23 protein-coding genes and 2 pseudogenes are annotated in these 21,593 nt (G+C 42.4%); 8 read left to right on the top strand and 17 right to left on the bottom strand.

The annotated features are described in order from the left end of the window. Positions 1–51 precede the first annotated feature (51 nt). Positions 52–642 carry a DnaJ domain-containing protein gene (locus F7734_RS03530; protein ID WP_155743408.1) on the bottom strand — a complete coding sequence of 197 codons (591 nt, stop codon included), beginning with the start codon at positions 640–642 and terminating at the stop codon, positions 52–54. 73 nt (positions 643–715) lie between these two features. Then, complete coding sequence (locus F7734_RS03525) at positions 716–2,164, bottom strand: DnaJ domain-containing protein (protein ID WP_155743407.1); 1,449 nt, start codon at positions 2,162–2,164, stop codon at positions 716–718. 30 nt (positions 2,165–2,194) lie between these two features. Here F7734_RS03525 and F7734_RS03520 point away from each other — a divergent pair. Further along, positions 2,195–3,389 (top strand): annotated as a pseudogene (locus F7734_RS03520) (tocopherol cyclase family protein). 668 nt (positions 3,390–4,057) lie between these two features. Then, complete coding sequence (locus F7734_RS03515; RefSeq protein WP_155743486.1) at positions 4,058–4,591, top strand: YdcF family protein; 534 nt, start codon at positions 4,058–4,060, stop codon at positions 4,589–4,591. A gap of 98 nt (positions 4,592–4,689) precedes the next feature. Here the strand turns inward: F7734_RS03515 and F7734_RS03510 are convergent, their stop codons facing one another. The 8 genes from F7734_RS03510 to F7734_RS03475 all read right to left on the bottom strand — a co-directional run bounded on the left by F7734_RS03510 (position 4,690) and on the right by F7734_RS03475 (position 11,630). Then, positions 4,690–4,992, bottom strand: a complete 303-nt coding sequence (locus F7734_RS03510; protein WP_155743406.1) for a DUF2288 domain-containing protein — start codon at positions 4,990–4,992, stop codon at positions 4,690–4,692. A gap of 4 nt (positions 4,993–4,996) precedes the next feature. Beyond that, complete coding sequence (locus F7734_RS03505) at positions 4,997–6,034, bottom strand: AI-2E family transporter (protein WP_155743405.1); 1,038 nt, start codon at positions 6,032–6,034, stop codon at positions 4,997–4,999. Positions 6,035–6,152: 118 nt separating this feature from the next. Next, the gene (locus F7734_RS03500) at positions 6,153–6,791 is read right to left on the bottom strand and encodes a lysophospholipid acyltransferase family protein (protein WP_166481706.1); all 639 of its coding nucleotides are present in this window, start codon (positions 6,789–6,791) and stop codon (positions 6,153–6,155) included. Between the two features lie 142 nt (positions 6,792–6,933). Next, positions 6,934–7,470, bottom strand: coding sequence for a protein kinase (locus F7734_RS03495; protein ID WP_155743404.1), 537 nt, complete (start codon positions 7,468–7,470; stop codon positions 6,934–6,936). 112 nt (positions 7,471–7,582) lie between these two features. Beyond that, positions 7,583–8,464, bottom strand: a complete 882-nt coding sequence (fabD, locus tag F7734_RS03490; RefSeq protein WP_155743403.1) for an ACP S-malonyltransferase — start codon at positions 8,462–8,464, stop codon at positions 7,583–7,585. A 145-nt stretch (positions 8,465–8,609) separates the two neighbouring features. Then, the gene (locus tag F7734_RS03485) at positions 8,610–9,599 is read right to left on the bottom strand and encodes a beta-ketoacyl-ACP synthase 3 (protein WP_166481705.1); all 990 of its coding nucleotides are present in this window, start codon (positions 9,597–9,599) and stop codon (positions 8,610–8,612) included. A 126-nt stretch (positions 9,600–9,725) separates the two neighbouring features. After that, positions 9,726–10,751 (bottom strand): phosphate acyltransferase PlsX, encoded by a 1,026-nt coding sequence (gene plsX / locus F7734_RS03480; protein ID WP_155743402.1) that lies wholly within the window; start codon positions 10,749–10,751, stop codon positions 9,726–9,728. Positions 10,752–10,934: 183 nt separating this feature from the next. Next, a complete protein-coding gene (locus F7734_RS03475; RefSeq protein WP_155743401.1) occupies positions 10,935–11,630 on the bottom strand; it encodes an aldehyde oxygenase (deformylating) in 696 nt (231 codons plus the stop codon). 294 nt (positions 11,631–11,924) lie between these two features. Between F7734_RS03475 and F7734_RS63035 the strand changes: the two are divergent. Beyond that, positions 11,925–12,251 (top strand): annotated as a pseudogene (locus F7734_RS63035) (carbohydrate ABC transporter permease); the annotation flags it as partial. 39 nt (positions 12,252–12,290) lie between these two features. On the opposite strand, the gene F7734_RS60525 reads toward F7734_RS63035, so the two are convergent. Then, on the bottom strand, positions 12,291–12,623 hold the full coding sequence (locus F7734_RS60525) for a hypothetical protein (RefSeq protein ID WP_166481699.1): 333 nt from the start codon (positions 12,621–12,623) through the stop codon (positions 12,291–12,293). Between the two features lie 65 nt (positions 12,624–12,688). Between F7734_RS60525 and F7734_RS03465 the strand changes: the two genes are divergently transcribed. Continuing rightward, on the top strand, positions 12,689–12,916 hold the full coding sequence (locus F7734_RS03465; RefSeq protein WP_207713997.1) for a hypothetical protein: 228 nt from the start codon (positions 12,689–12,691) through the stop codon (positions 12,914–12,916). Positions 12,917–13,082: 166 nt separating this feature from the next. Here the strand turns inward: F7734_RS03465 and F7734_RS03460 are convergent, their stop codons facing one another. From F7734_RS03460 to F7734_RS03450, 3 genes are all read right to left on the bottom strand, one after another. After that, the gene (locus F7734_RS03460; protein ID WP_166481704.1) at positions 13,083–14,114 is read right to left on the bottom strand and encodes a hypothetical protein; all 1,032 of its coding nucleotides are present in this window, start codon (positions 14,112–14,114) and stop codon (positions 13,083–13,085) included. Between the two features lie 529 nt (positions 14,115–14,643). Next, positions 14,644–15,081 (bottom strand): HEAT repeat domain-containing protein, encoded by a 438-nt coding sequence (locus F7734_RS03455; protein WP_347566121.1) that lies wholly within the window; start codon positions 15,079–15,081, stop codon positions 14,644–14,646. Between the two features lie 26 nt (positions 15,082–15,107). After that, complete coding sequence (locus F7734_RS03450; RefSeq protein ID WP_155743399.1) at positions 15,108–15,281, bottom strand: hypothetical protein; 174 nt, start codon at positions 15,279–15,281, stop codon at positions 15,108–15,110. A gap of 13 nt (positions 15,282–15,294) precedes the next feature. Between F7734_RS03450 and F7734_RS03445 the strand changes: the two genes are divergently transcribed. The 3 genes from F7734_RS03445 (at position 15,295) to moaA (ending at position 17,831) form a co-directional block, all read left to right on the top strand. Beyond that, positions 15,295–15,585, top strand: a complete 291-nt coding sequence (locus F7734_RS03445; RefSeq protein ID WP_155743398.1) for a tetratricopeptide repeat protein — start codon at positions 15,295–15,297, stop codon at positions 15,583–15,585. Beyond that, positions 15,555–16,340, top strand: coding sequence for a tetratricopeptide repeat protein (locus F7734_RS03440; RefSeq protein ID WP_155743397.1), 786 nt, complete (start codon positions 15,555–15,557; stop codon positions 16,338–16,340). The genes F7734_RS03445 and F7734_RS03440 overlap by 31 nt, the downstream gene beginning before the upstream one ends. 501 nt (positions 16,341–16,841) lie before the next feature. Continuing rightward, positions 16,842–17,831 carry a GTP 3',8-cyclase MoaA gene (gene moaA, locus F7734_RS03435; RefSeq protein ID WP_155743396.1) on the top strand — a complete coding sequence of 330 codons (990 nt, stop codon included), beginning with the start codon at positions 16,842–16,844 and terminating at the stop codon, positions 17,829–17,831. 88 nt (positions 17,832–17,919) lie between these two features. Here moaA and rpsD read toward each other — a convergent pair whose 3' ends face one another. Then, positions 17,920–18,528 (bottom strand): 30S ribosomal protein S4, encoded by a 609-nt coding sequence (gene rpsD / locus F7734_RS03430; protein ID WP_155743395.1) that lies wholly within the window; start codon positions 18,526–18,528, stop codon positions 17,920–17,922. Between the two features lie 255 nt (positions 18,529–18,783). Between rpsD and F7734_RS03425 the strand changes: the two genes are divergently transcribed. Beyond that, positions 18,784–19,446, top strand: a complete 663-nt coding sequence (locus F7734_RS03425) for a hypothetical protein (RefSeq protein ID WP_155743394.1) — start codon at positions 18,784–18,786, stop codon at positions 19,444–19,446. A gap of 126 nt (positions 19,447–19,572) precedes the next feature. Here F7734_RS03425 and hetR read toward each other — a convergent pair whose 3' ends face one another. Both hetR and F7734_RS03415 read right to left on the bottom strand, forming a co-directional pair. Further along, a complete protein-coding gene (hetR, locus tag F7734_RS03420; RefSeq protein WP_155743393.1) occupies positions 19,573–20,472 on the bottom strand; it encodes a heterocyst differentiation master regulator HetR in 900 nt (299 codons plus the stop codon). Positions 20,473–21,112: 640 nt separating this feature from the next. Next, complete coding sequence (locus tag F7734_RS03415; protein WP_155743392.1) at positions 21,113–21,361, bottom strand: hypothetical protein; 249 nt, start codon at positions 21,359–21,361, stop codon at positions 21,113–21,115. Positions 21,362–21,593 lie beyond the last annotated feature (232 nt).

The raw sequence follows: 21,593 nt of genomic DNA, 5'->3' as shown, positions 1-21,593 counted from the left end.
TCGGGTAAAAGTCTTGCCTATCGGTATCGCCGATTAAACCAAGTAAACTCTTTAATCACTGAAAAAACCGCCTATCAGGGATTTTGACTTAGATTTCCGTTGCGAGCGTTTGGAACGTCTTGATGAGGGTGACGAATAATTTTCTCTAATCTTTAACTGCCCTTCTAATTGTGCTGCTTTATCTAAATCTGAGGTGGCTCGATGTTCGTAACCAAGTACGGAACAAACATACCCACGGTACTTGTATGCTTCTATATAATTTGGATTGAGCCGAATTGCATGGGTAAAATCGCTTAAAGCGTCTTCGTATCTTCCTAATTTTGCGTTCTCGACTCCATCGTTGTAAAACCCCTCGGCATTGAAGCTATTTACGTAAACTCTTGCTATTGGCGTTGGATAAGATTCGCTTGCTTGATGGGGCTGTTCTGTATAAGTAGGTTGATATGATTTAAGTTTGTTATAAGCTTCATTAATAAGTTTTATTTTTTCCTCTGCTTGTTGCTTGTGCTGTGGTTGAGGAAAATTATCTGGATGCCAAATTTTGACTAGCTTGCGGTAAGCATTCTTGATCTCCGCCTGCGACGCACCGGGTTTTAGTTCTAAAACAGAATATGCTTCTTCTATGCTCTTGCGATCGCTCATACGGAGAATTGGGATGCACTATAAACCTATATTAATTATTCCCAAAGCACTTAATGTTTTTCCTGGAATATAGCTAACTTTGCCAAATCTTAATTGTTGTATCTCGACTACCACTAATGAGAGTTTTTCCATCCGGACTAAAAGCAACAGCATTTACTGAGTCGGAATGATGCCCTATAGTGTAAAGTTGCTTTCCCGTGTCAGGTTGCCAAAACCTCACGCTTCTATCTGCACTACCACTGGCAATTTGCTGGCTATTAGGGCTGATAGCAACGGACAAAACAGCGTCACTATGCCCTGTTAGAGAATTGTTTTGCTTACCTGTATTTAGATCCCACAACTTGATAGTTTTGTCATAACTTCCACTGGCTAAAAGTTGTCCGTTGGAGGCGATCGCAACACCGGTTACCCTACCTAAATGGTTGTTAAAAGTCTGTAAATTTTTTTTACTTTTTAGATGCCAAACTTTGATACTATTGTCACCACTTCCACTGACTAAAATTTCTCCATTTGGACTAATAGCTAAGGAATTAACGGAATAAGAATGACCCTTAAGAACGTGCAAGAGTTGTTCCATGCCTACGTGTGTTATTTTAATAGTGGTGTCCCGACCTCCGGTAAACATCAATTGACCATCAAGACTGAAAACAATAGAAAAAATTGGAGTAGAATGAACTTTTATAGTCTTGAGTAGTTTACCTGTGGCAACTTCCCAAATCATGGCACTACAGTCATCGCTACCACTGGCTAAAGTTTTGCTATCAGGACTAAATGCAAGGCATCTTACCCATTTACGATGACCGGTGAGAGTATGCAACACTTTTCCCGTGTTCAAATGCCAAATTTTAATCGTGTTATCACTACTTCCACTGGCAAAAGTTTGACCATCTGGACTAATTGCGATCGCTAAAACCCAATTGGCATGATTGAGTGTATGGACGCATTTCCAAGGAGAGGTGAATGTCGAGGTTTCACTTGATGGTTGTGATGTATTCTTAGGAGATTTTGAAGCTGGCGGTGCAGGTTCATGTTTTCTTGCTTCTCGTTCCAGCCTTGCTGCATTTCTAAAATCAGAAGCTGCTCTATTTTCCCAACCCATTTTTGAACAGGCAAGCCCTCGATCTTTATAAGCTTCAAAATAGTTAGGATTGAGGCGTATTGCTTGCGTAAAGTGCTCTATTGCTTCAAGATAATTCTTTTGTTGTGCTTGTTCGAGACCCCATTTGTAAAAAGTTTCAGCATCGGAACGATTGGAGTAAATTTTTGTTTTACTTGTTGAAGTTGGATTTTTAGAAGCAGATGATTTTGCCAAACTGGGTTTGATAAACTTTAGTAATTCATAAGCTTGGTTAATTCTTTTAATTTTTTCCTCAGCCTCTTGCTTTTGCTTAGCTTCGGAAAAACTGTCGGGATGCCAAGTTTTTGCCAGTTTGCGGTAAGCAAGCTTGACATCCTCCTGTGATGCATCAGGAGTCAGACCAAGAATATCATAAGCAAGCTTGATGTCCAGGCGATCGCTCATACTAAGAAAAATGATGTCAATTGTAAATCCATGCTAACTGTTCTGAGAAATCCTTATCATTCTATTCAAACACCCCATAGCGGCTATCACTGGGATGGCACTCCTCGCCGCTTCTTTGAAGGCTGGTATTATCGAGTCACTTTACCCCAAGAAGGTCAAACATTTGCTTTCATGTACTCAATAGAAGATCCAAAAGGCAATCAACCTCACAGTGGTGGCGCAGCACAAATTCTTGGTCCAAACGATGAGTACCTGTGGCGTACCTTTCCCGATACCAGTAAATTTTGGGCAAGCCGAGATGTGCTGGGCTTGGGACATTGGGGAAAAATAGAGAGTAGGGAGTGGGAGTCAGGGGTTAGGGAAAAACCCGATCCCCAATCCAAAATCCCAAATCCCCAATCCAAAAACCAAAATCCAAAATCCAAAATCCAAAATCCAAAATCCCCATTATTTACATCCTCAGGAATTTGAACGCAATATTTTAGAAGGTTACCAAGCAACAACAACCCTAAACCAAGGAGTGATTAAAGATCCTGCAACAGGTAAATATTGTCGTTGGCAATATGAAATTCAACCCATCTACGGCTGGGGCGATAGGGGTAGCATTCAGCAATCCACGGCGGGTTGGCTGTCATTTTTACAAATTTTTGAGCCGGGATGGCAAATTTTAATGGCACATGGCTTAGCTTCTGGTTGGATTGATTGGAATGGCAAACGTTATGAATTTACCAATGCTCCTGCCTATAGCGAGAAAAATTGGGGAGGTGCTTTCCCACAAAAATGGTTTTGGGTAAACTGTAATAGCTTTGAAGGTGAGCCAGATCTTGCCCTAACTGCGGGCGGCGGAAGGCGTGGTGTTTTGTGGTGGATGGAATCTGTAGCTATGGTAGGCTTGCACTATCAGGGCAAATTTTACGAATTTGTACCTTGGAACTCCCAAGTCAATTGGAATATCAGCCCTTGGGGAAAATGGCACATTCAAGCAAAAAATTCCCACTATGAAGTCGAGGTTATCGGGACTACCAATCTACCGGGAACTCTTCTACGTGCCCCAACTAAGGAAGGTTTAATTTTCTGTTGTCGTGACACCATGAAAGGTGAGTTAAATATAGAACTGCGAGACCATAATACGGAAAAAGGAAAAACTATCCTGAGGGCAAGTAGCTTCCTTTGTGGATTAGAGATAGGAGGTAGAGGCTGGGAAAACTCCTGGCAGTCCCGCTAAAAGTGGTATCATGGTATTGATGTTATTTTTCTGGGGCTGTAGCTCAGTTGGATAGAGCGAGCGCCTCCTGAAGTATCGGGCACCATAGGGGAAACTCTATGAGTGAATGTGGTTAAATTCGGTGAACCCTAAAGAGTTAGAAAGCCCTCATGGGAAAACTACAAGGGAATACCGAGCCAAGCCCAAAAATTTTAGATTTTAGATTTTAGATTTTAGATTTTAGATTAGTTATACAATCCAAAATCCAAAATCCACGCATCCAAAATCCAAAATCGCGGGAAGGTGTAGAGACTAGTAAGCCACCGCCTAAAGGTACAAAGCCTATGGTGAAGGTATAGTCCGGAGAGTGGGGAAACTCACACAAATCTGAAGCGCTAGGCCGCCGGTTCGAATCTGGCCAGTCCCGTTTTAAATGTAGATAGTTGTTAGTGGTTAGTTGTTAGTAGATAGTAGTTGGTTGGTAAAGTACCGATCGATTCAGTCTTTTACCTCAACTAATCACTGTACGGGCGCAAGGCTCTGCACCCCACTTAACAATTGTACGGGCGCAAGGCAATGCGCCCCTACTCACTACTAACCACTAACCACTAACCACTAACCACTAATGTTCAAATAGTTTTGATAGAACCTTGAGCAAGCCACCATTGAAAGCTATTTCTTCTCGGTTTATGCTTTTAGCCCTACCAGTCATGCTGTGGTGGGGTTACAAAGAAATGCAAAACCAATTTGTGCGACCCCAAGCAATTTTAGTGTTGGGTGGTTCAACATCAAAGTTAGAGCGAGAGAAGTTTACAGCAGATCTTGCTCGCCAAAACCCACACTTACCTATTTGGATCACTGGAGGTAGCCCACCAACGATAACGAAAAAAGTCTTTAGAAAAGCTGGAGTCGATCCAAAGCGTTTACATTTAGATTATAGGGCGCAAAATACAGTAGAAAATTTTACAACACTTGTTGATGATTTAGAAAAAAGAGGGATCAAGAGCGTTTATCTTGTGACTTCAGATTACCATATGCGTCGCGCCCGTGTGATTGGCAAAATTATTTTAGGTAGTCGGGGAATTAATATTAAACCAGTGTCAGTTCCTTCTAAAACCTCTCCCGAACCAATTGAAAAGTCCATCCGCGATGGCGTCAGAGCAATTGTTTGGATAGCCACTGGTTATGCGGGAACTGAAGAATTTCAAAAATACAAGCAGTAGTTTAATATCCTTTTTTTGCAACCGCAGCTTGTAGCTGATACACGCAGATTGCAGAAGTTAATATCCGCGTCCGTCTGCTATACGCTGCGGTTCAGAACCTACGCTGCTACTTTCTCTTGTACGAGTACAAATGGTTGTACGATTAGAGTATTAAACCGCTTTTCTTGCTGCATATTCCATTCTCCTACCTGAGTCACTGAGGGTTTAGCAATCAATGCTTCATCAATCCAGACTTGCACTTCTGAAACGCGATCGCTAGCTATTGCGACTCCCACATCCACCAAGTCAAGTCCTTCTGCAACCACAATTACTGCATCGCGTTGTACGTGAGGAATTAGCCATGACCACTCGGCTTCATCCAAATTTTCTGTTAATTCTGTTCTTAAATCTTGATGGGTCATTTAACTAAACCTCTGACTTCATTTCATCAATTTCAAATAAAGAAACTATAACACCAGCGATAGGGATGGAAATAAAAATTCCTAGCAATCCGGCGACTTTAGCACCTACAAGTAAAGCAAAAAATACCACAACAGGATTCAAATTGAGTGCTCCTTGCATAATTCTAGGTGAAATTAAGTTATCTTGTATCTGTTGAAGAACAATACAAGCAGCTAATACTTTCAGAGCTAGCCAAACATTTTGAGATAAGACAATGAGTGTAATAACACTGACTCCTAATGTAGCTCCTATACCTGGTATAATATCAAGCAATCCAACTATCACTGATAGGATTAATGCAAAAGGTACATTAAGTAATAAAAATACAAGAAAAGTTGAAGATGTCAGAAATAACGTCAAGATTAACTGACCCTGAAAAAAACCTAAAAAGTTACGTTTTATTATGCGTGTAAATCTGTCTCGCCTTCTTGGTGGGACTACTTTTATAATGAAATGCCAAAGTTTTTCTCCATCAAGCAGCATAAAAAAAGCAACAACAGCAATTAAGATAAAAGTCACAAAATTAGTAATAAAGCTTTGAAAAATATTTAAACTTGTAACCAGTATAGATATAGCTTGATTTCGCAGTTGCTCTTCAATGACACTTAAATCAATTTGTAAATTTCTACTGCGAAGAAACTCTTCTAGCCGATCTACCAAGGGAATTAACGAGTTTAAAAACGCACTGACACTATCAATTAATTGTTGTCCTTGAGATAAAACTGTTAAACCAACTGTAATCGTCAAAGCACCTAGAATGACAATGCTTAGTAGGAAAATAACAACAACTGCTATGCCATGAGGTAGAATATGCTTTAACCATTTTACAGGATAGCTGAGTAAAAAAGCTAGAATTGCAGCAAAAGAGAAAATAACAATGACTGGTTCAAAGTAACCTAGAAGTAGTACAATTGCCCAGCCGGATGCTACTAAAAGTAAAAAACGAACTAGCGCCAGATTATTCAAACGGTGCCAAAAATCGTTGGCATCAAAACCGCTCATATATAGGTTTGGAAAAATTTGTAAAATCTCCTATTAGGCTGACACAACTCAAGCCACAATTGCCACTTCCTTTAAGCATATTTCCGATTGTGAAAACAGAAAAAATACCGAACATCACTCAACGCCCCAAATCGTGAAGGGCATTAATTGTTGCTGCACATTGTTTCGTAATCGCTTCCAATTCCTCTTTATCGGTTGAATTAGGGGCATTAATCAACTCACCAATTCTTACCGTGACTGGAACCCGACGAGGAGTTGCCGCTCCTTTTTGCTCAATTGCCTGAGTTCCCCACAAACACACAGGTAACAGAGGTGCTTTTGCCTTAGCAGCAATAAGTGCAGCACCTCGTTTTGGATCTGTAATACGTCCATCAGGGGTACGAGTACCTTGTAAAAAAATGCCTACAGCCCACCCCTCATCCAAACATTTTAAAGCAGCACGAATTGCAGTGCGATCGGCACTACCTCGGCTGACTGGATAAGCCCCATACAACTCAATAGCTTGTTTTAAAATTGGGATTTTAAAAAGTTCTTCCTTTGCCATATATGCTACAGGACGGCGCACGCAGCTAGAAACAAGTGGCGGATCGTAGTTACTGGCGTGATTGCTAACTACTACAAGGGGTCCAGTTTGAGGAACGTTTTCAGCACCATAAATTCGCCCTCGAAAATAAACTTGTAGCATGGGGCTAACGACTGACCACTTAAAGGCGTGGTAAAGTAACAGACTGGCAAATGGTTCGCGGCTTTTTCCCACAGGCGATCGCTTCTAGTAAACTGAATATTAGCTTAGAAGATAACAGCCTCTTATGCAAAAAATATTAACTTAGTTGTTGCTCGATAAAATTTTTTGCCCATCAGATGAAGTGGCATATCCCAAAAATGCTTGGACTGCAGGGCTAGCAGGGTTCTGATAAACTACGGATAATATTTGATGGTTTAATATCCCTATGAATAACCCCATGTTGATGAATAAATTGTAATACTGGTAATAAATCTTGCAGCAGTTGTCGAATTTTAACCTCGTTATAAACTCCCTGCTCTTGCAATTCGTCCTCTAAAGTGGTTCCTTCAATGTACTCTTGTACTTGAAAGAGTTGTTGTTCGTGTTCAAACAGATCCAATAAGGCGGGGATTTGTGAGTGATTTCCTAGTGATTTTAAGTGACGACCTTCTCGATGAAATAATTCAACTATCCTCTGGGATGTTTGTTCGTTATAGTTTTCCAAAAAACTCAGTTGTTTGATGGCGTACTTGGTCTGAGACGATGAACTTTCATCAACTGCCAGAAATGTTCTCCCAAATCCACCTTTACCTAGCAATTTAATGGGGCGGTAATGCTTCAGAGAACACAATCGGGTGCCGCAATTTATACAATAATTGCCTGTAAGAGGATTTTCAGGATTTTGACAATTAGGATTAACGCAGCAAGTCATAGAACCTATAACAAACTGCGTATATCATATCCTGTACAAAGCTTACCTAGGTTAACAATTGATTAACGGTTCTATTCAGATATTCAGTTCAAAATCCCATCAAGGTTCAACATTAATTAGCAGGTAACTCAGCAACAGAGCGGACGTTTTCTAAGATTAAACCAGAGGAAGTGCGTTTAATCAGACCTGTCAGGACATTACCAGGTCCAATTTCCACAACTCGTTCGATTTCATGGTCTGGCAATGCCAAGGCAATTTCTCTCCACCGCACTCCGCCTGTCATTTGTTGCCTTAAACGTTGTTTTAAAATATCCGCATCAGTTGATGGAACTGGCTCTACATTTGATAAAACTGGCATCTTTGCTTGTTGAAACTCTACGGAATCAAGCATATGTTGGAACTCAGCCGCAACTTCTGCCATCAAAGGTGAATGAAATGCACCTGAAACCTTGAGGGGTAGCGCACGTTTTGCGTTGACTTGGGAAATGACTGCGTGAACAGCTTCTGGAGTACCAGAAATAACAACTTGTGTAGGGCTGTTGTCATTTGCTAGGACTGCATCGGGATTTTCATCGATCGCTTTTTCCAGTTTTTCTCTGTCAAAATTTATCAAAGCTACCATCATACCACCAGCAGCATTATCCATAAGAGCTGCACGATGTTTAACTAGGCGCAACCCATCTGACCAATCAAAGACACCCGCTACATACAGAGCAACGTACTCTCCCAAACTGTGACCGGCAACTAAATCCGGGCTATACTTTTCTTGCAAAATATCAGCAAGTATGCTTTCTACCACGTACAAACAAGGTTGAGTGTAGAGGGTGCGAGATAGCTTTTCCTCATTTGTTTGGCAAATTTCAATAACAGACCAACCCAAGATGTTTTCAGATCGGGCAAACTTTTCTTTTGCAGATGGTAAATCTAGTAAATCCATTCCCATACCCAAGGATTGCGAACCTTGTCCGGGAAATACCCATGCAGTTTTTGTCATTTAGCCATTAGTTAGTGGTTAGTGGTTAGTGGTTAATAGCGAGTCCAAACCTGCAAGTGGGTTACCCGGACTCACTGTCCTACTACGTAAATAAAAAGCATAACAGCTTACCAGTCACTAACTACTAACTACTAACTAATATTTACTATCCCCATCTGAAGATAGCGGCACCCCAAGTGAGACCCGCTCCAAAACCGGAGGCGGCTATAATGTCACCAGGTTTGATTTTAGCTTGTCGTACTGCTTCGTCTAAAGCCAGAGGGATAGAAGCAGCAGAAGTATTACCGTAGTTAGCAAGATTGCTCAGAACTTTGTCTCGTGGAATGCTCATGCGATCGGCAACAGCGTCTAGAATACGCTGGTTTGCCTGATGCAAAACAAGCCAGTCTATCTCGTCAACACAAAGGGAGGCACGGAATAAAGCTTTATCTATCACTTCTGGTACTTTTTGCACTGCAAAGCGATAGACTTCTTTGCCGTTCATTGAGATCGGCATAAAGCTTCCTTTTCCAATACTGATACCCTGAGTTAAGTCTAGATTGCTAGCTTTGTATGCAAGGTTAAGGCAATTATTCTGAGTTCCATCGCTTCTCAGTTCAAATCCCAGCAAGCCATCTGTTTCATTGGCTCGCATGACGACAGCTCCTGCACCATCCCCAAACAATACACACGTGCCACGGTCTTTCCAATCTACCCAACGAGAGAGGATATCTGCCCCTATCAACAGGACGTTTTGGTAAACTCCGGTTCTGATATATTGGGCTGCGGTGACAAGTCCAAACACGAAGCCGGAACAAGCTGCTGTCAAATCAAAAGCGACTGCCCTGGTTGCTCCGAGTGCTGCTTGAATTTTACAAGCGGTGCCAAACAAGTCATCGGGTGTAGAAGTTGCCAGCAGAATCAAATCCAAGTCTTGAGGATTGATTTGAGCCATTGCGATCGCCTGACGGCTAGCAGCCGCTGCCAAATCAGTCAATGGTTCATCAGGATTTGCCAACCGACGTTGACGAATTCCCGTTCTTGTGGTAATCCACTCATCTGATGTTTCAACCAGTTCGGTTAGTGCCTGGTTATCCAGGAAAGCAGCTGGTACTGCCGAACCACTTCCTGTTATTGCTATTCCTAAATTTTGCACTCCGGAATCTCCATAAACAGTGACTAGTCATTCGTCATTCGTCATTCGTCCTTTGTCATTAGTCCTTTGTCCTTTGTGTAACTCTTGACAAATGACACTTGACCATTGACAAATGACACTTGACATTTAGCCACTTTCTTGTTGAACGCTTTGATATTGGGACTGAATTCTTTGTAAAACTTGGTTGTTGACAGCTTCCTTTGCCATACGAATTGCATTAAAAATCGAAGGTGCTTGGGAACTACCGTGACTGATAATACAAATTCCTCCTACTCCCAAAAGTAAAGCACCCCCATGTTCGGCATGATCGACGCGCTGCTTAATCCGTCTGAGATTTGGTTTTAAAATAGCTGTACCAATTTGACCGCGCACTCCTTGAGGTAATTCTTCCCGCATAATCTGCAGCATAATTTCCCCAACGGCTTCGGCAAATTTTAACAACACGTTACCCACAAACCCGTCACAGACAATTACGTCAAAATGACCGGACAGGACATCACGCCCTTCGGCATTACCAATAAAAGTAATTTGCTTCTTTTCTTTTAGTAGTTGATGGGCACGTATAGCAGCGTCATTGCCTTTGCAGTCTTCTTCACCGATATTTAATAAACCTACTTTAGGTTCTGGAGTCCCCAAAACATACTGACTGTATATAGACCCCATGACCGCAAACTGTTCTAAGAATTTTGGACGGCAATCCACGTTTGCGCCCACATCAAGAACTAGTACTGGCTTGCCTGCTACCATTGTGGGAAAAACCGCACCGATTGCCGGACGGTCAATTCCCCGTAGTCGTCCCAAGCGCAGTAAAGCTGCTGCCATTGCTGCCCCAGAATGTCCGGCAGAAACCACAGCATCTGCTTGCTGTTTCTTCACCAAATCCATCGCTACATTGATGGAAGCCTTCGGTTTGCGCCTAATAGCGCTTAAAGGCTCCTCATCCATTGCGATCGCTTCAGAGGCAGTCACGATTTCAACGTGCGCCAGATTGGTCTTTGGCGGCAGTTTGCTTTTAATTTGTTGGGGATCGCCCACCAACAGCACTTCTACACCTAATTCTTCTCGTGCTCGCAGAGCGCCTGCGACGATTTCATCAGGTGCATGATCCCCACCCATTGCGTCAATTGCGATCCGCACGCAAGTCGATCCCATTGCTCAGAGCTTCTAGAAACCTTATAAATTTTACCAAACAAGCCCAACATAACACGAATTACACCTTTGACTACGACCGTGGAATTACGGCAACAATTGCAAAATTGGGAATTGGGCATGGGGCATAGTTTAAAGCTATTCAATACGCAATTGCTCATCGCCCATCTTCCATTGCTCTCTGCCCTATGCTCCAGCGAGACCGTAAGCTGAGAGACGCATAATGTCACGGGTTGTAAAACCAATATTACTCAGTGCTTCTCCGTACTGGATCATGAAGTCTTCTACCAAAGCTTCCTTTTCCATTGCTAAGACACGGGCATCATCCTCTACTTGGTTGAGCATTTTCCAAACGATAGGTAGGTTTTGGCGGTTAGCGTCTTCTAATTCTGCTTTTGATTGTTCAAAATTTTCTTTTAACCAAACTTCTCCAAAGTTAAGATGGCTGTATTCATCTTTAACAACGCCCTCAGTGATTTTACGAGCAAAAGGATCGGCAACTGGAATGTAAATGTTGTAAGCTGCGATCGCAAAGCATTCAATAATCAAAGACTGAATGAGCAAGCAAGTTACAACTTTCCCCTCAGCCGCTGCTGTTTGAAAATTAGAGTGCAATCCTGCAAAAAACTCCTTAGCAAATTGCAAATCGGGCGTTACCTGAAGATTGCGTCCACAAGATTCAAAACCTTTCTTGTGTCGGCTTTCCATTTTGGATAGGCGAGTCAGTTCATCCTTATGTTCTGGCAGCAGTTCAGCGAGTGTCAAGTAATTTTCGTGGGCTTCTTGTTCCCCTTCAATAACGATCGCATTAATCCGGCTATATGCGTCCTTGTACACTTCGCTGTGAAAATCAATTTCCGATTGAGCTGCAAGCTGCTGCATGGTACTGTTCACTCCTGTACTGTGAATCACTTGATACCAACTTTCACCCAAGTATCAGCGTTCGTATAATTTTCAGCCAAAGTTAACTGAAAATTCATAACCGATAGGCCGATCGCTTTTTGGTAACTGTGGTTTAATTTAACTTAACAAGTCTATATGTTAATAGATTAACCCTTGGTGGCAGCATTATCTCAACCTCGTCCATAGGAGAAGTCAGGAATTCAGTCTGAAGGTGAGGAGTGAGGAACTACATGTGTAAGGGAGTGAAGGAAAATAACCAATAACCGATCGAGCTTGCTACCCCTAATAGTGGTTTTTTTCACATCCGTTGCGCCTTTTGGTTCTGGGCTCCAGTTTGTACCCAACAGTAATTAGTGCTTGGTGAATTCCCAAGAAGCTTGGCGACGAGGTAAGTTTCTACTGGCATTTGTTCATTCTACCTTAGTCGCGATCCCTGTGACAGCCTTCCAAATTGCAACATCAACACTTACTGGTGACGCGCTAGCGAGGTTAAAGTTTCAAGGGAAGCAAACCCTGCTACTCATTGTTCTGGCAACTTTGGCGATCCCCTTCCAATTGTTAGAGATTCCTGTCTTTCTCGTATTAAAATGGGGACACCTCTGGTATAGTCTCCGGGAAAACTCGATCTTCAAAGTAAATTCAGGGGGAATTTGTACATTTGAAATTTTCCCCTTTCTGTTCACCTTTGGGGCAGGGGGTTGACCACTGATAAATCATAATACCAATTACGGCAATTATTATCAGAGCAACAACTCCTATCACAGGTAATATAGTAGGAAACACAATTAGTCTCTTTCTTGTAAAGTGTGAGTTACTCTCACTATCAATATTGAGTGACCTATTTAAAACCTCACGTTTTGTAACTGCGTTGATTTCTTCGATTTTTTCTCGTGCTAATAAATTGTCCGATTCAATTTCTAAAATTTGTTGGAACTGCTCCTTTACCTTTGTAAACTCTTGTTGCTTAACCAAGTCTTTTCCATAGGCTTGTAGCGATCGCAAGAGACTTTCTTTGTTGCGTACAGAGCCTAGATACAATGGTAGAAGCACGGCAAGAACGGGAAGAACTTCGAGATGGGGTGCAAGAACTTCGAGTTGGTATGCTACAACTTCGAAATGTTGTGGAAAGATTGACGAATATACAAGAAGGCGTAGCAAATTTGCTAGCTTCTCTTGATGATGACCGTCCTACTATTCTTAGGAAACTAACAGCCATAGAACTTAAAGTTGATACTTTATTGCAAAAAGAGCAAGAAAGTCAGTAAGTTCGTCAGGACAGACCATTAAACGTCTCCGAAAATTAATTATGCGTTACCTGAAACCCGTAGAGACGCGATTAATCGCGTCTCTACGTCATTTGTTTTAATAGATCTACGTCATTTCTTTTAACAGCAATCTCCTCGTCTTCTCTCTTCCATTCTGCACCGATTCCTAATTTGTTTCCTGAATTTGCAGGCGAATAGTCCGTTCGGCTGGACCTCCAAGGTTTAATTCCATCACTTCACTACCCAGGGGTTCCAAACATTCAAGGAGCGATCGCAAATGAGGTGTACTAGCACCCGTATCTACGTAAAGGCGGTCTGCTAAGTTATTAATTCGCTTCCAACTCATGTATAGTTTACCGATCGTTTGTTCGAGTTGAGAAGCTTGATTGACCAAATCCGCAGCGACATTCAAACAACCTACTCTTTGAGCTTCCACAAGTGCTGTTTCAATGTCAATTTCTTCAGAAGTCAGCGCTTGAACTTGAGCGGCGGCTTTTAAATATTTTGCTAGATTGCGGGCTTCCGTTGTCGCTTGCTTGATAGTATCCAAATCGGGATTCTGTGCTATTTCCCTCTGTATCGCTGTTTGATGGGACTCTGGTAGTTTCTCCATTTCCTTAACCAGAGGCGCAATATAACGGGGAGGAAGAGCATTCTCTGCTGCTTTGGTCTTCACTGGTTCGGGAAGCAAATCGGAAGACATGGCTGTCCATTCATCAGTCAGTTGACGAACTTCCCGTCTTGTGATTTTATCCCCACTTTGTGCTGCTTCCGTCACCATCTGTTGAACTTCTGGTGCTGCTTTGGCAGTTTCCACAAATGCCCGTTTGCTAAAGTTATTGATAGCAGATGGGTCTAGTTTTCCTTCTTCTAAGAGGGTATCAGCACTGTTGGCTAGTTGGATTAAAGCATACGCTTGGCTTTTGCTGATGTCTCGTTCTTTCAACCATTTTAAAAAACCCGAACCCCTTCCTTCACCATCTTTCTTCTCGCGATCGCGGACAGCCCGTAAAATTCGCCCCCGCCAAATGTCCGTTTGCAGGTCAAAACGGTTACATACTTGCCAAGCCACTTCTAGTTGTTGAAGAAATTCCATTTCGGGAATTTCCTCATCCTCCGGATTTGGCAGTTGAAAATCAAAATCGGCTGGCTGCTGTAGAAGCGCCGCCAAGTCATTCATGGAGTCGTTATATTGCACGATACATAAGTTATTACTCTATGCGCGGTTAATTATACACATTCTATAGAGACAGATCGTCTACCGTATTCAAATGTTCTTTTTGATACTTTGTATAATTAGAGTTAACTAGTCAGGATCGTTATAGCCTTTCTCAGTCTCATGAGGTACACCCCCCTTTCATCCCCCCTTGGTAAGGGGGGACAGAGGGGGGTAATTTTTGTACCTCACCAGGTTGAAATTTGCTGTATTGGTTATTTGTCATTTGTCATCGCTCCCCATCCCTTCGCATCAAATCATCCAAAATTCGATCCCACCGTTTTACTACTGCATCTATAAAAGCCTGTTGTTCGGCAATTCGCTCTTCTAAAACTGTAAAGGTTTTTTTTGCACGTTGGTTACAGTTCTTATTGGGTTACCAAAATATATTAGTATTTTATTGTGACTAAATATAGCGTTTCCTAGTCTGCTGAGGTACAAATTTATCTGCGTTCTTCAGCGTTCATCTGCGGTTGATTTATTATCTTGTACCTCACGAAAGTGGGAATTGCTATAACTGCCTTATTTCCTTTAATAGCTCCTTATCTTTCTGAATATCTATTTTAAAACCTCGTGCTAATTCTCGCAATGCAGCTTTTTGCACTTTTGAATCATCAGAACTCGCGCAAGCTTTCAAGATATTCAAGATATCGGGATCGTTTTTAAAACCTCGTGCTAGCTCTCGTAACGCAACTTTTTGAATGTTTGAATCATTACATTTAGCGTAGTCTTTGAGGATAGTAAAAGTATCGGGATCGTCTTTGAAACCTCGTGCTAATTCCCGCAATGCAACGACTCGGACTTTCCAATCATCTGCATTGGTATTAGCTTTGAGAATGGTTAGAGTATCGGGATCGTCTTTGAAACTCCGTGCTAATTCTTGCACTACTTCTGCTCGCATATCTAAGCTATCATTACTAAGAGCACAAGCTTTAAGCCAAGGTAAAATTTGAGGATCGTCTTTATAAGTGTAGGCTAATTCTCGTAATGCACTCGTGCTACTATTGCTCGCACGTCCAAATCGCGATCGCTAGTAGCACGAGTTTTAAGCCAAGGTAAAATTTGGGGATCCTCTTTGAACGTATGAGCTAGTTCTCCCAATGCTACTGCTCGCACTCTCCAAGTATCGTTAATAACGAATGTTGCCAACCAATGGGACTGGATGGCTGATTGCAACAGAGAATGGGGCAAATACGAACAGGCAATAAATTACCATCAACAAAGTCAGGAACTTTATCAGCAACTGGGACAAGAAAAGAATGTAGCCAATCAATGGTACTGGATGGCTGTTTGTAACAGAGAATGGGGCAAGTATAAGCAAGCAATTGAATGTGCCAACCAATGCTTAGGCTTGCGTCAGCAGTTAGATGACCAAATAGGTATTGCTAGTTCTTACAATCAGTTAGGTCGAATTCATCAAGCTTGGGGCAAATACGACTACGTCAGCAATTAGATGACCAAGTGAATATTGCTGATGCTTACAATCAACTTGGCTTTATTTATCAAGAATGGGGTAAATACGAACAAGCAATTAAGTATTTTCAGGATAGCTGTAACCTTTACAAACACTTAAATATAAGTGAAAGTGAAGCCAGGATTCTTACGAGACTTGCTTATACTCAAATTTTCCTTGCTAAAACTTATCAAGACGAAGCCTTAGCTCTCAACTTATTAACACAAGCAGAACAAAATCTTCTTCACGCAATTCAACTGAATACAACAGGGGATTATAAGGAAAATCTAGCTTATGATTACACAACTCTCGGTTTACTCTACTCAGAACGCCTGCGCCTTCTACCTAGTAACGACTCATCAAGACAAGAACAAATAACCCAGTTCGAGCAACACTACCTTACTGGCTTAACTTATCTTACCGAACTAGGGCAAACAGTTGATAGAGCGGATGAAGCTCTCGATATGGCTCGTGCTTACTTAGAAGTAGAAGCTCTAGAAAATCTCGATCTCGCCCAAGAAATCGCCCAAGAATGCCTGCAAATCTTTGATGAATACAACCGTTACAAACAAAAAGCTTCAGCACTAAAGCTGTTAGGCGAAATTTACCTAAAACGAAGTCAGCAAAACTATCCCAATACACGGGCGATCGCCACCCAATTTTTATCTGAAAGTCTGCAAATCTACCAAGAGTTAGATTTATCTGAAAAAGCACTAGAGGTAGAGCAGTTAATACACTCGTCGATGGGAGGTTAAAAGCTACACCCACTTTAGGGTAGTCTTGGCGAAGAGGGAGTGACCAAATAATATCATGTCCGGTAGGATAACCATGCGGAAAAGTTTCTTAATTTCTTAGCGCCTTTGCGACGGCAGGCGCTTCAACTGGTGGTAACCACAAGCTAGCGCTGCCTCGTCTTTGCGTGAGTTTTATTCAGGGTATATAAGCGGACATGACATTACCTACTATCATTGGTAGCCCCAAACTTCCTGTTAATTACTTCGGCTACCGGATTTGATATGAGGGCTTTTTCATCCTTAGCGGTGAAATTTTTTCCTCAGACTGCCTCGCTAGCTTTTACCTAATACGGGAGGCGGAGCCTCTACGAAGGCATTCCCAGGCTCCGCCTGGGAACGAGGTGAGGCGGAGCCTGGGAACGAGATGAAATCAGGATTCGCAAATATTTTCAACACACGCTAGCCTAAAAGAAACTCAATAAATATATACAGTAAGCAAGTATTTATAGCTTGACAAAAAATATGAACCAGGTAGACTACCTCCGGATTAGTTTAATAGACCGATGTAATTTTCGCTGTCAGTACTGTATGCCTGAGGGGTCAGAACTTGACTATATTCTCAAACAGCAGTTACTGACGGATGAGGAACTACTGACTCTTATTAAAGAAGTCTTTATCCCTGTGGGATTTAATCGGTTTCGCTTAACTGGAGGGGAACCATTACTTCGTCCCGGTGTTGTGGAATTGGTTGGTGCGATCGCATCCCTGCCCCAAACCCAAGATCTTTCAATGACCACAAATGGCTTCTTGCTGGCTCCTATGGCACAAAGTCTTTATAATACTGGGTTGCGCCGAATTAATATCAGTTTGGATTCCCTCGACCCAGCCACTTTTGATTCTATTATCGGGAATCGCGGGCGGGGGAAATGGCAGCAGGTTTGGGATGGTATTCAATCTGCTTATCAAGTAGGATTCGATCCCCTGAAATTAAATGTTGTTGCGATCCCCGGTGTTAACGATCGCGAACTCCTGGATCTTGCTGCACTCACTATTGACAAACACTGGCACGTCCGGTTCATCGAATTTATGCCTATTGGAAATTCTGAATTATTTGGGGATCGCGGCTGGATACCTTCTGAAGAGATTCGGCAACGCATTCGCGAACGATGGGGCTTGATAAATTCTCAAATTCGTGGTAACGGACCTGCTGATGTTTTTCAAATTCCAGGAGCAAAAGGGACGCTGGGATTTATCAGCCAAATGTCGGAATGTTTTTGCGATCGCTGTAATCGAATGCGCCTTTCAGCTGATGGCTGGTTGCGTCCTTGCTTGTTAAATGAAGTCGGTCAACTTGACTTAAAAACGGCTCTCCGCGAAGGAGTCAGTACAGACGAGTTGCAAAATCGAGTCCGACACTTGCTAGCTTTAAAGCCAGAAATCAACTTCAAACAGCGTTATTCAGGCACTGAAACTGGCAACTACACCCGTACTATGTCGCAAATAGGTGGTTAATTGCTAATTGCTAACTGCTAATTGCTAACTGCTGATTGTCAATTTTCCATTAGCTATTAGCCATTAGCCATTAGCTATTAGCAATTTATTACGCTTGACGTGAGTAGTATTCCACCACAAGTAGTTCGTTAACTTGTAGTGCCACCCATTCACGCTCAATGACAGCGTTGACTTTGCCAACCAACTTATTTTTGTCAAATTCCAAATGGCTGGGAAGGTTTGCTAAACCAGGGTACTGTAAGTTAGTCGTCACCAACTCTTTAGATCTTTCCCTGTCTCTAACCGAAATAACTTCTCCCGGACGGCACTGGTAACTGGGAATGTTAACCACACGACCATTGATCGTAACATGACCGTGGTTCACTAGCTGACGCGCTGCGGGAATAGTAGGAGCCATTCCCAAACGGAAAACGGTGTTATCCAACCGCATCTCTAGCAATTGCAGCAAAACTTGTCCGGTAGAACCGGTAACGCGTCTTGCTTTACGAACGTAACGCAGCAATTGCTTTTCCGTCAAACCATAGTTCATGCGGAGCTTTTGCTTTTCTTCTAACCGCACAGCATACTCAGAACGCTTTTTGCGGTTTTGACCGTGCTGTCCCGGTGGATAAGCACGTCTAGCACTTTTACGAGTTAATCCTGGCAAATCGCCCAAACGGCGAACAACTCTAAGACGAGGTCCTCTATATCGGGACATGAGTATCCTTGTTTCAATCCTGCTTAATATTACCCAAAGATATGATTATAGCCTCAAAAATTCTAAATGATAAAGGATCGAGGAAAAATTTTTCTTAAAACTTTCTAAAGGAATAAATGATAATATTTTCTGAAGATTTTAGATCCAACACGAGTTAGATGCCCAATCTTCAATCCCCAATCCGTTTTTCATAATTCATAATTCATAATTCATAATTCTTGAGATAGCATAGCGATGGGTGTTTGGAGAACGGAAATGCAAAGGAGAAAAAAACAAGCAATGAGACTAACAGTACCAGTTCTAGCCATAGTTGGATGGCTGGCAATGACATCACAAGGTATGGCTATATCCCTAGGCTCTAACTCTACCCAAACGAATGCGCGAGATTTTCGGGGTTGTGCAGCGCGGCTCCTGAGCGCGGGTATAGCGGCAGAAACAGTATCACAAGCTTGTGCAGAGGCTTTGAGTCCTCGAGATTTGGGGAATTGCGTGTATAATATTCAGCAAAGAACGCAAATAGAAGCAGCTACCGCACTGCCAACTTGCAGGCAGGCAAGGCGTCCTGAAGATTTAGCTAACTGTGTAGTCGGTATCAGTCGATACTCTCGTGAGGTGGTTGACCCAACAGTTTTAAGTTACTGCGGTCGCAGTTTATTACCCGTGCGGTTTGCACAGTGTGTAGTAGGTTTGCGTGCAGAAATTGATTTTTCTGCAACTCAAGCTTATGACAGTTGTATTGATGCCAGCGATCGCACAACTGGCTTTTTACCCACGTTTATCCCATCAACCTCACAACCTGTGGAATTCAGACAAAATTATGAGTCTACTCCACTTCCGCCTGAGGCTACCCCAACTCCATCTCAGCCGCCCACCATTCCACCTGCAACGGCTCCCGGTCCTTTAACTCCGGGTCAGTAAGATATTATCAGTTATCAGTTATCCAGTTTTCACTGCCGACTGATAACTGTCTTACCATTCGGTTTGGCAATTCTTTCTTGGAAAAAACCCCAAGATTGGACTGCCCGACTGTTCGCCGATAACTGATTAGTCCTCTTTTTTTCCAAACACCATTTGTAAAATCATGGGAACACCGCCATCTTGGTGATATTTGTCAGCCCATGCGCGAATGACTTCATCCAACTCGTCCATTGCTTGTTCGTATTTCTCTGGAGGAATGTCCAGTTCTTCCAAAACCCGCATTGTATTTGGTCTTCGCTCTGCCCAATCTCTCATCATTCGGAAGAATCGAGCTGTATCTTCCACCATGATGTAGGTACGCTCTTGCTCGTCGGCGGGAGCGTAAAATGGGCGGGTGAGAGCGTAGAAGGGCATTCCCCATGGAGAATCTATACGCGTTACCGTACCGGAGTAGAGCAAACGGCGTTTAATATGCTCTGCTAGGGCTTCGCTCAATTCCATGCGATGCTCTTCTGGCAAATCTTCCTGCGATCGCTTGTGTAGAAATTCGATTAATTCCAAAAACTCGAAGGAGGTAATCAACTGAGCATCAGGAAGGTTGGATGGCAGTTTTTGCTCGATTTGCTTTTTCTCTTCTGATGTCAAGCTGGTTCCTGGAATGCGGGATCTGCCCGGACGCCAGGGGTACTTTTCCATCCACACGTAGGGTAACTGAATGAGATAGCGCGGTTCCTGAGAACCCAGCATCTTGAGGAGTTTACCCTCAGTCAGCGCTTGTCTGACTTCCTCAACAATGATTTTTACTCGCTTTGGCTCTAAGTGGTGTAAATGCCCTGTCATTCGCAGGTTTTGCCCCTGCTCTAGATAAGTCATGTAAATCGCACACTTAGCTGCCGTAGCGGCTGCGTCTAGAAATGCCCCATGCCTGTGCCCGCTTGTCCTCATGGCACTAAAGGCTAGATATAGCATGATCTGATCCATTGCACTGGGGCCAAGACGTTTGATCAGATCTACGTCGTTACTCATATTACAAACAGTTGAATAGCACGTTTACGAGTTTTCGGTCAACAAAAAAGTAGCAGTAGCATACACCCGACTGAAGGTATTAGCGTTACCTCAGTTCATCTATTATGCGTTAAGTGTGTGTATTGTTGGTAGTCATAGTTTGGGATTTTATTCCGTAGTTCCAAGTATTGAATCAGAGCAAGGGCTCCGAATCTGGTAAATCTCACTCCACAGTATTGCAAGCATCCGCGTATACGAGGAGCCACTACCTACATTTCCACAGATTGCAGTGTTCATCAGGAAACTTGTACCAATTGGTGCGGTGTATTCCCTTACAACTGGACGCAAATCACTCTTAGGACTGAAAAATAGATAAAGCCTAAGCTTGATTGATATTCAGAACCTTTTGCCCTCTGCTGTCTGCCTTTTCACACTCATTCAGTACAAAAGCTAAGATTTCAAGGAAGTTTCCTCCCTTGAGTGCTGTTGGTTGCATTGGCCAAAACTCGTTGTCAGGCTAATGGGTATTACTTTTTCTGAAGGAAAATTTGTGACGGGAAATGGCGAATATTTAGGTAGTGCTTGGGTTACTTGAGGTGATTCAGAGTGAGACACTTCCCTTTAGTATTAAGAAATTGTTAAGAATTTGCTTTACATATTTTTAGCTGCCATCATCAGATGTTCCTGTATTGAAAAAGGGAGCGGGGAGTAGGGAGTAGGGGAGACAGCGCCGTACTCTGGTTCCCAGAGTTGAGGCGACTGGCGTAGCAGGGAACATCCCTCTTTCATGATTAGACCACATAACGCGCCCGAAACTACCTTTTTGCTCAAAACTTCCTTTGATATCTTGGTAATCCGGGAAACTTCTTTTCAAAAAGAGTGCAGAACTCCAATTAAGGCTGTCTTCCAAAGTTCAAAGTTCCTTCCTTAAGATCTACAATTTTTGATAATTTTACCAATAGCTACTAGTTAGATATGTTAGAGAAGATACAAAATAACAATTTATAGATATGATTAAGAGCGGTTTAATAGATTACAGTTATCTTTATACTCCGAGCCAAAAATATTTTATTTAGTATTGCATAAATGTTACTTACAACCTTGTGTTACTTCATGACTAGATTTGTTATTACAAAAATGAT

The organism is Scytonema sp. UIC 10036, from assembly GCF_009725235.1.
The sequence above is the reverse complement of the archived record's forward strand: the minus strand, read 5'-3'. Positions and strand labels throughout refer to the sequence as shown.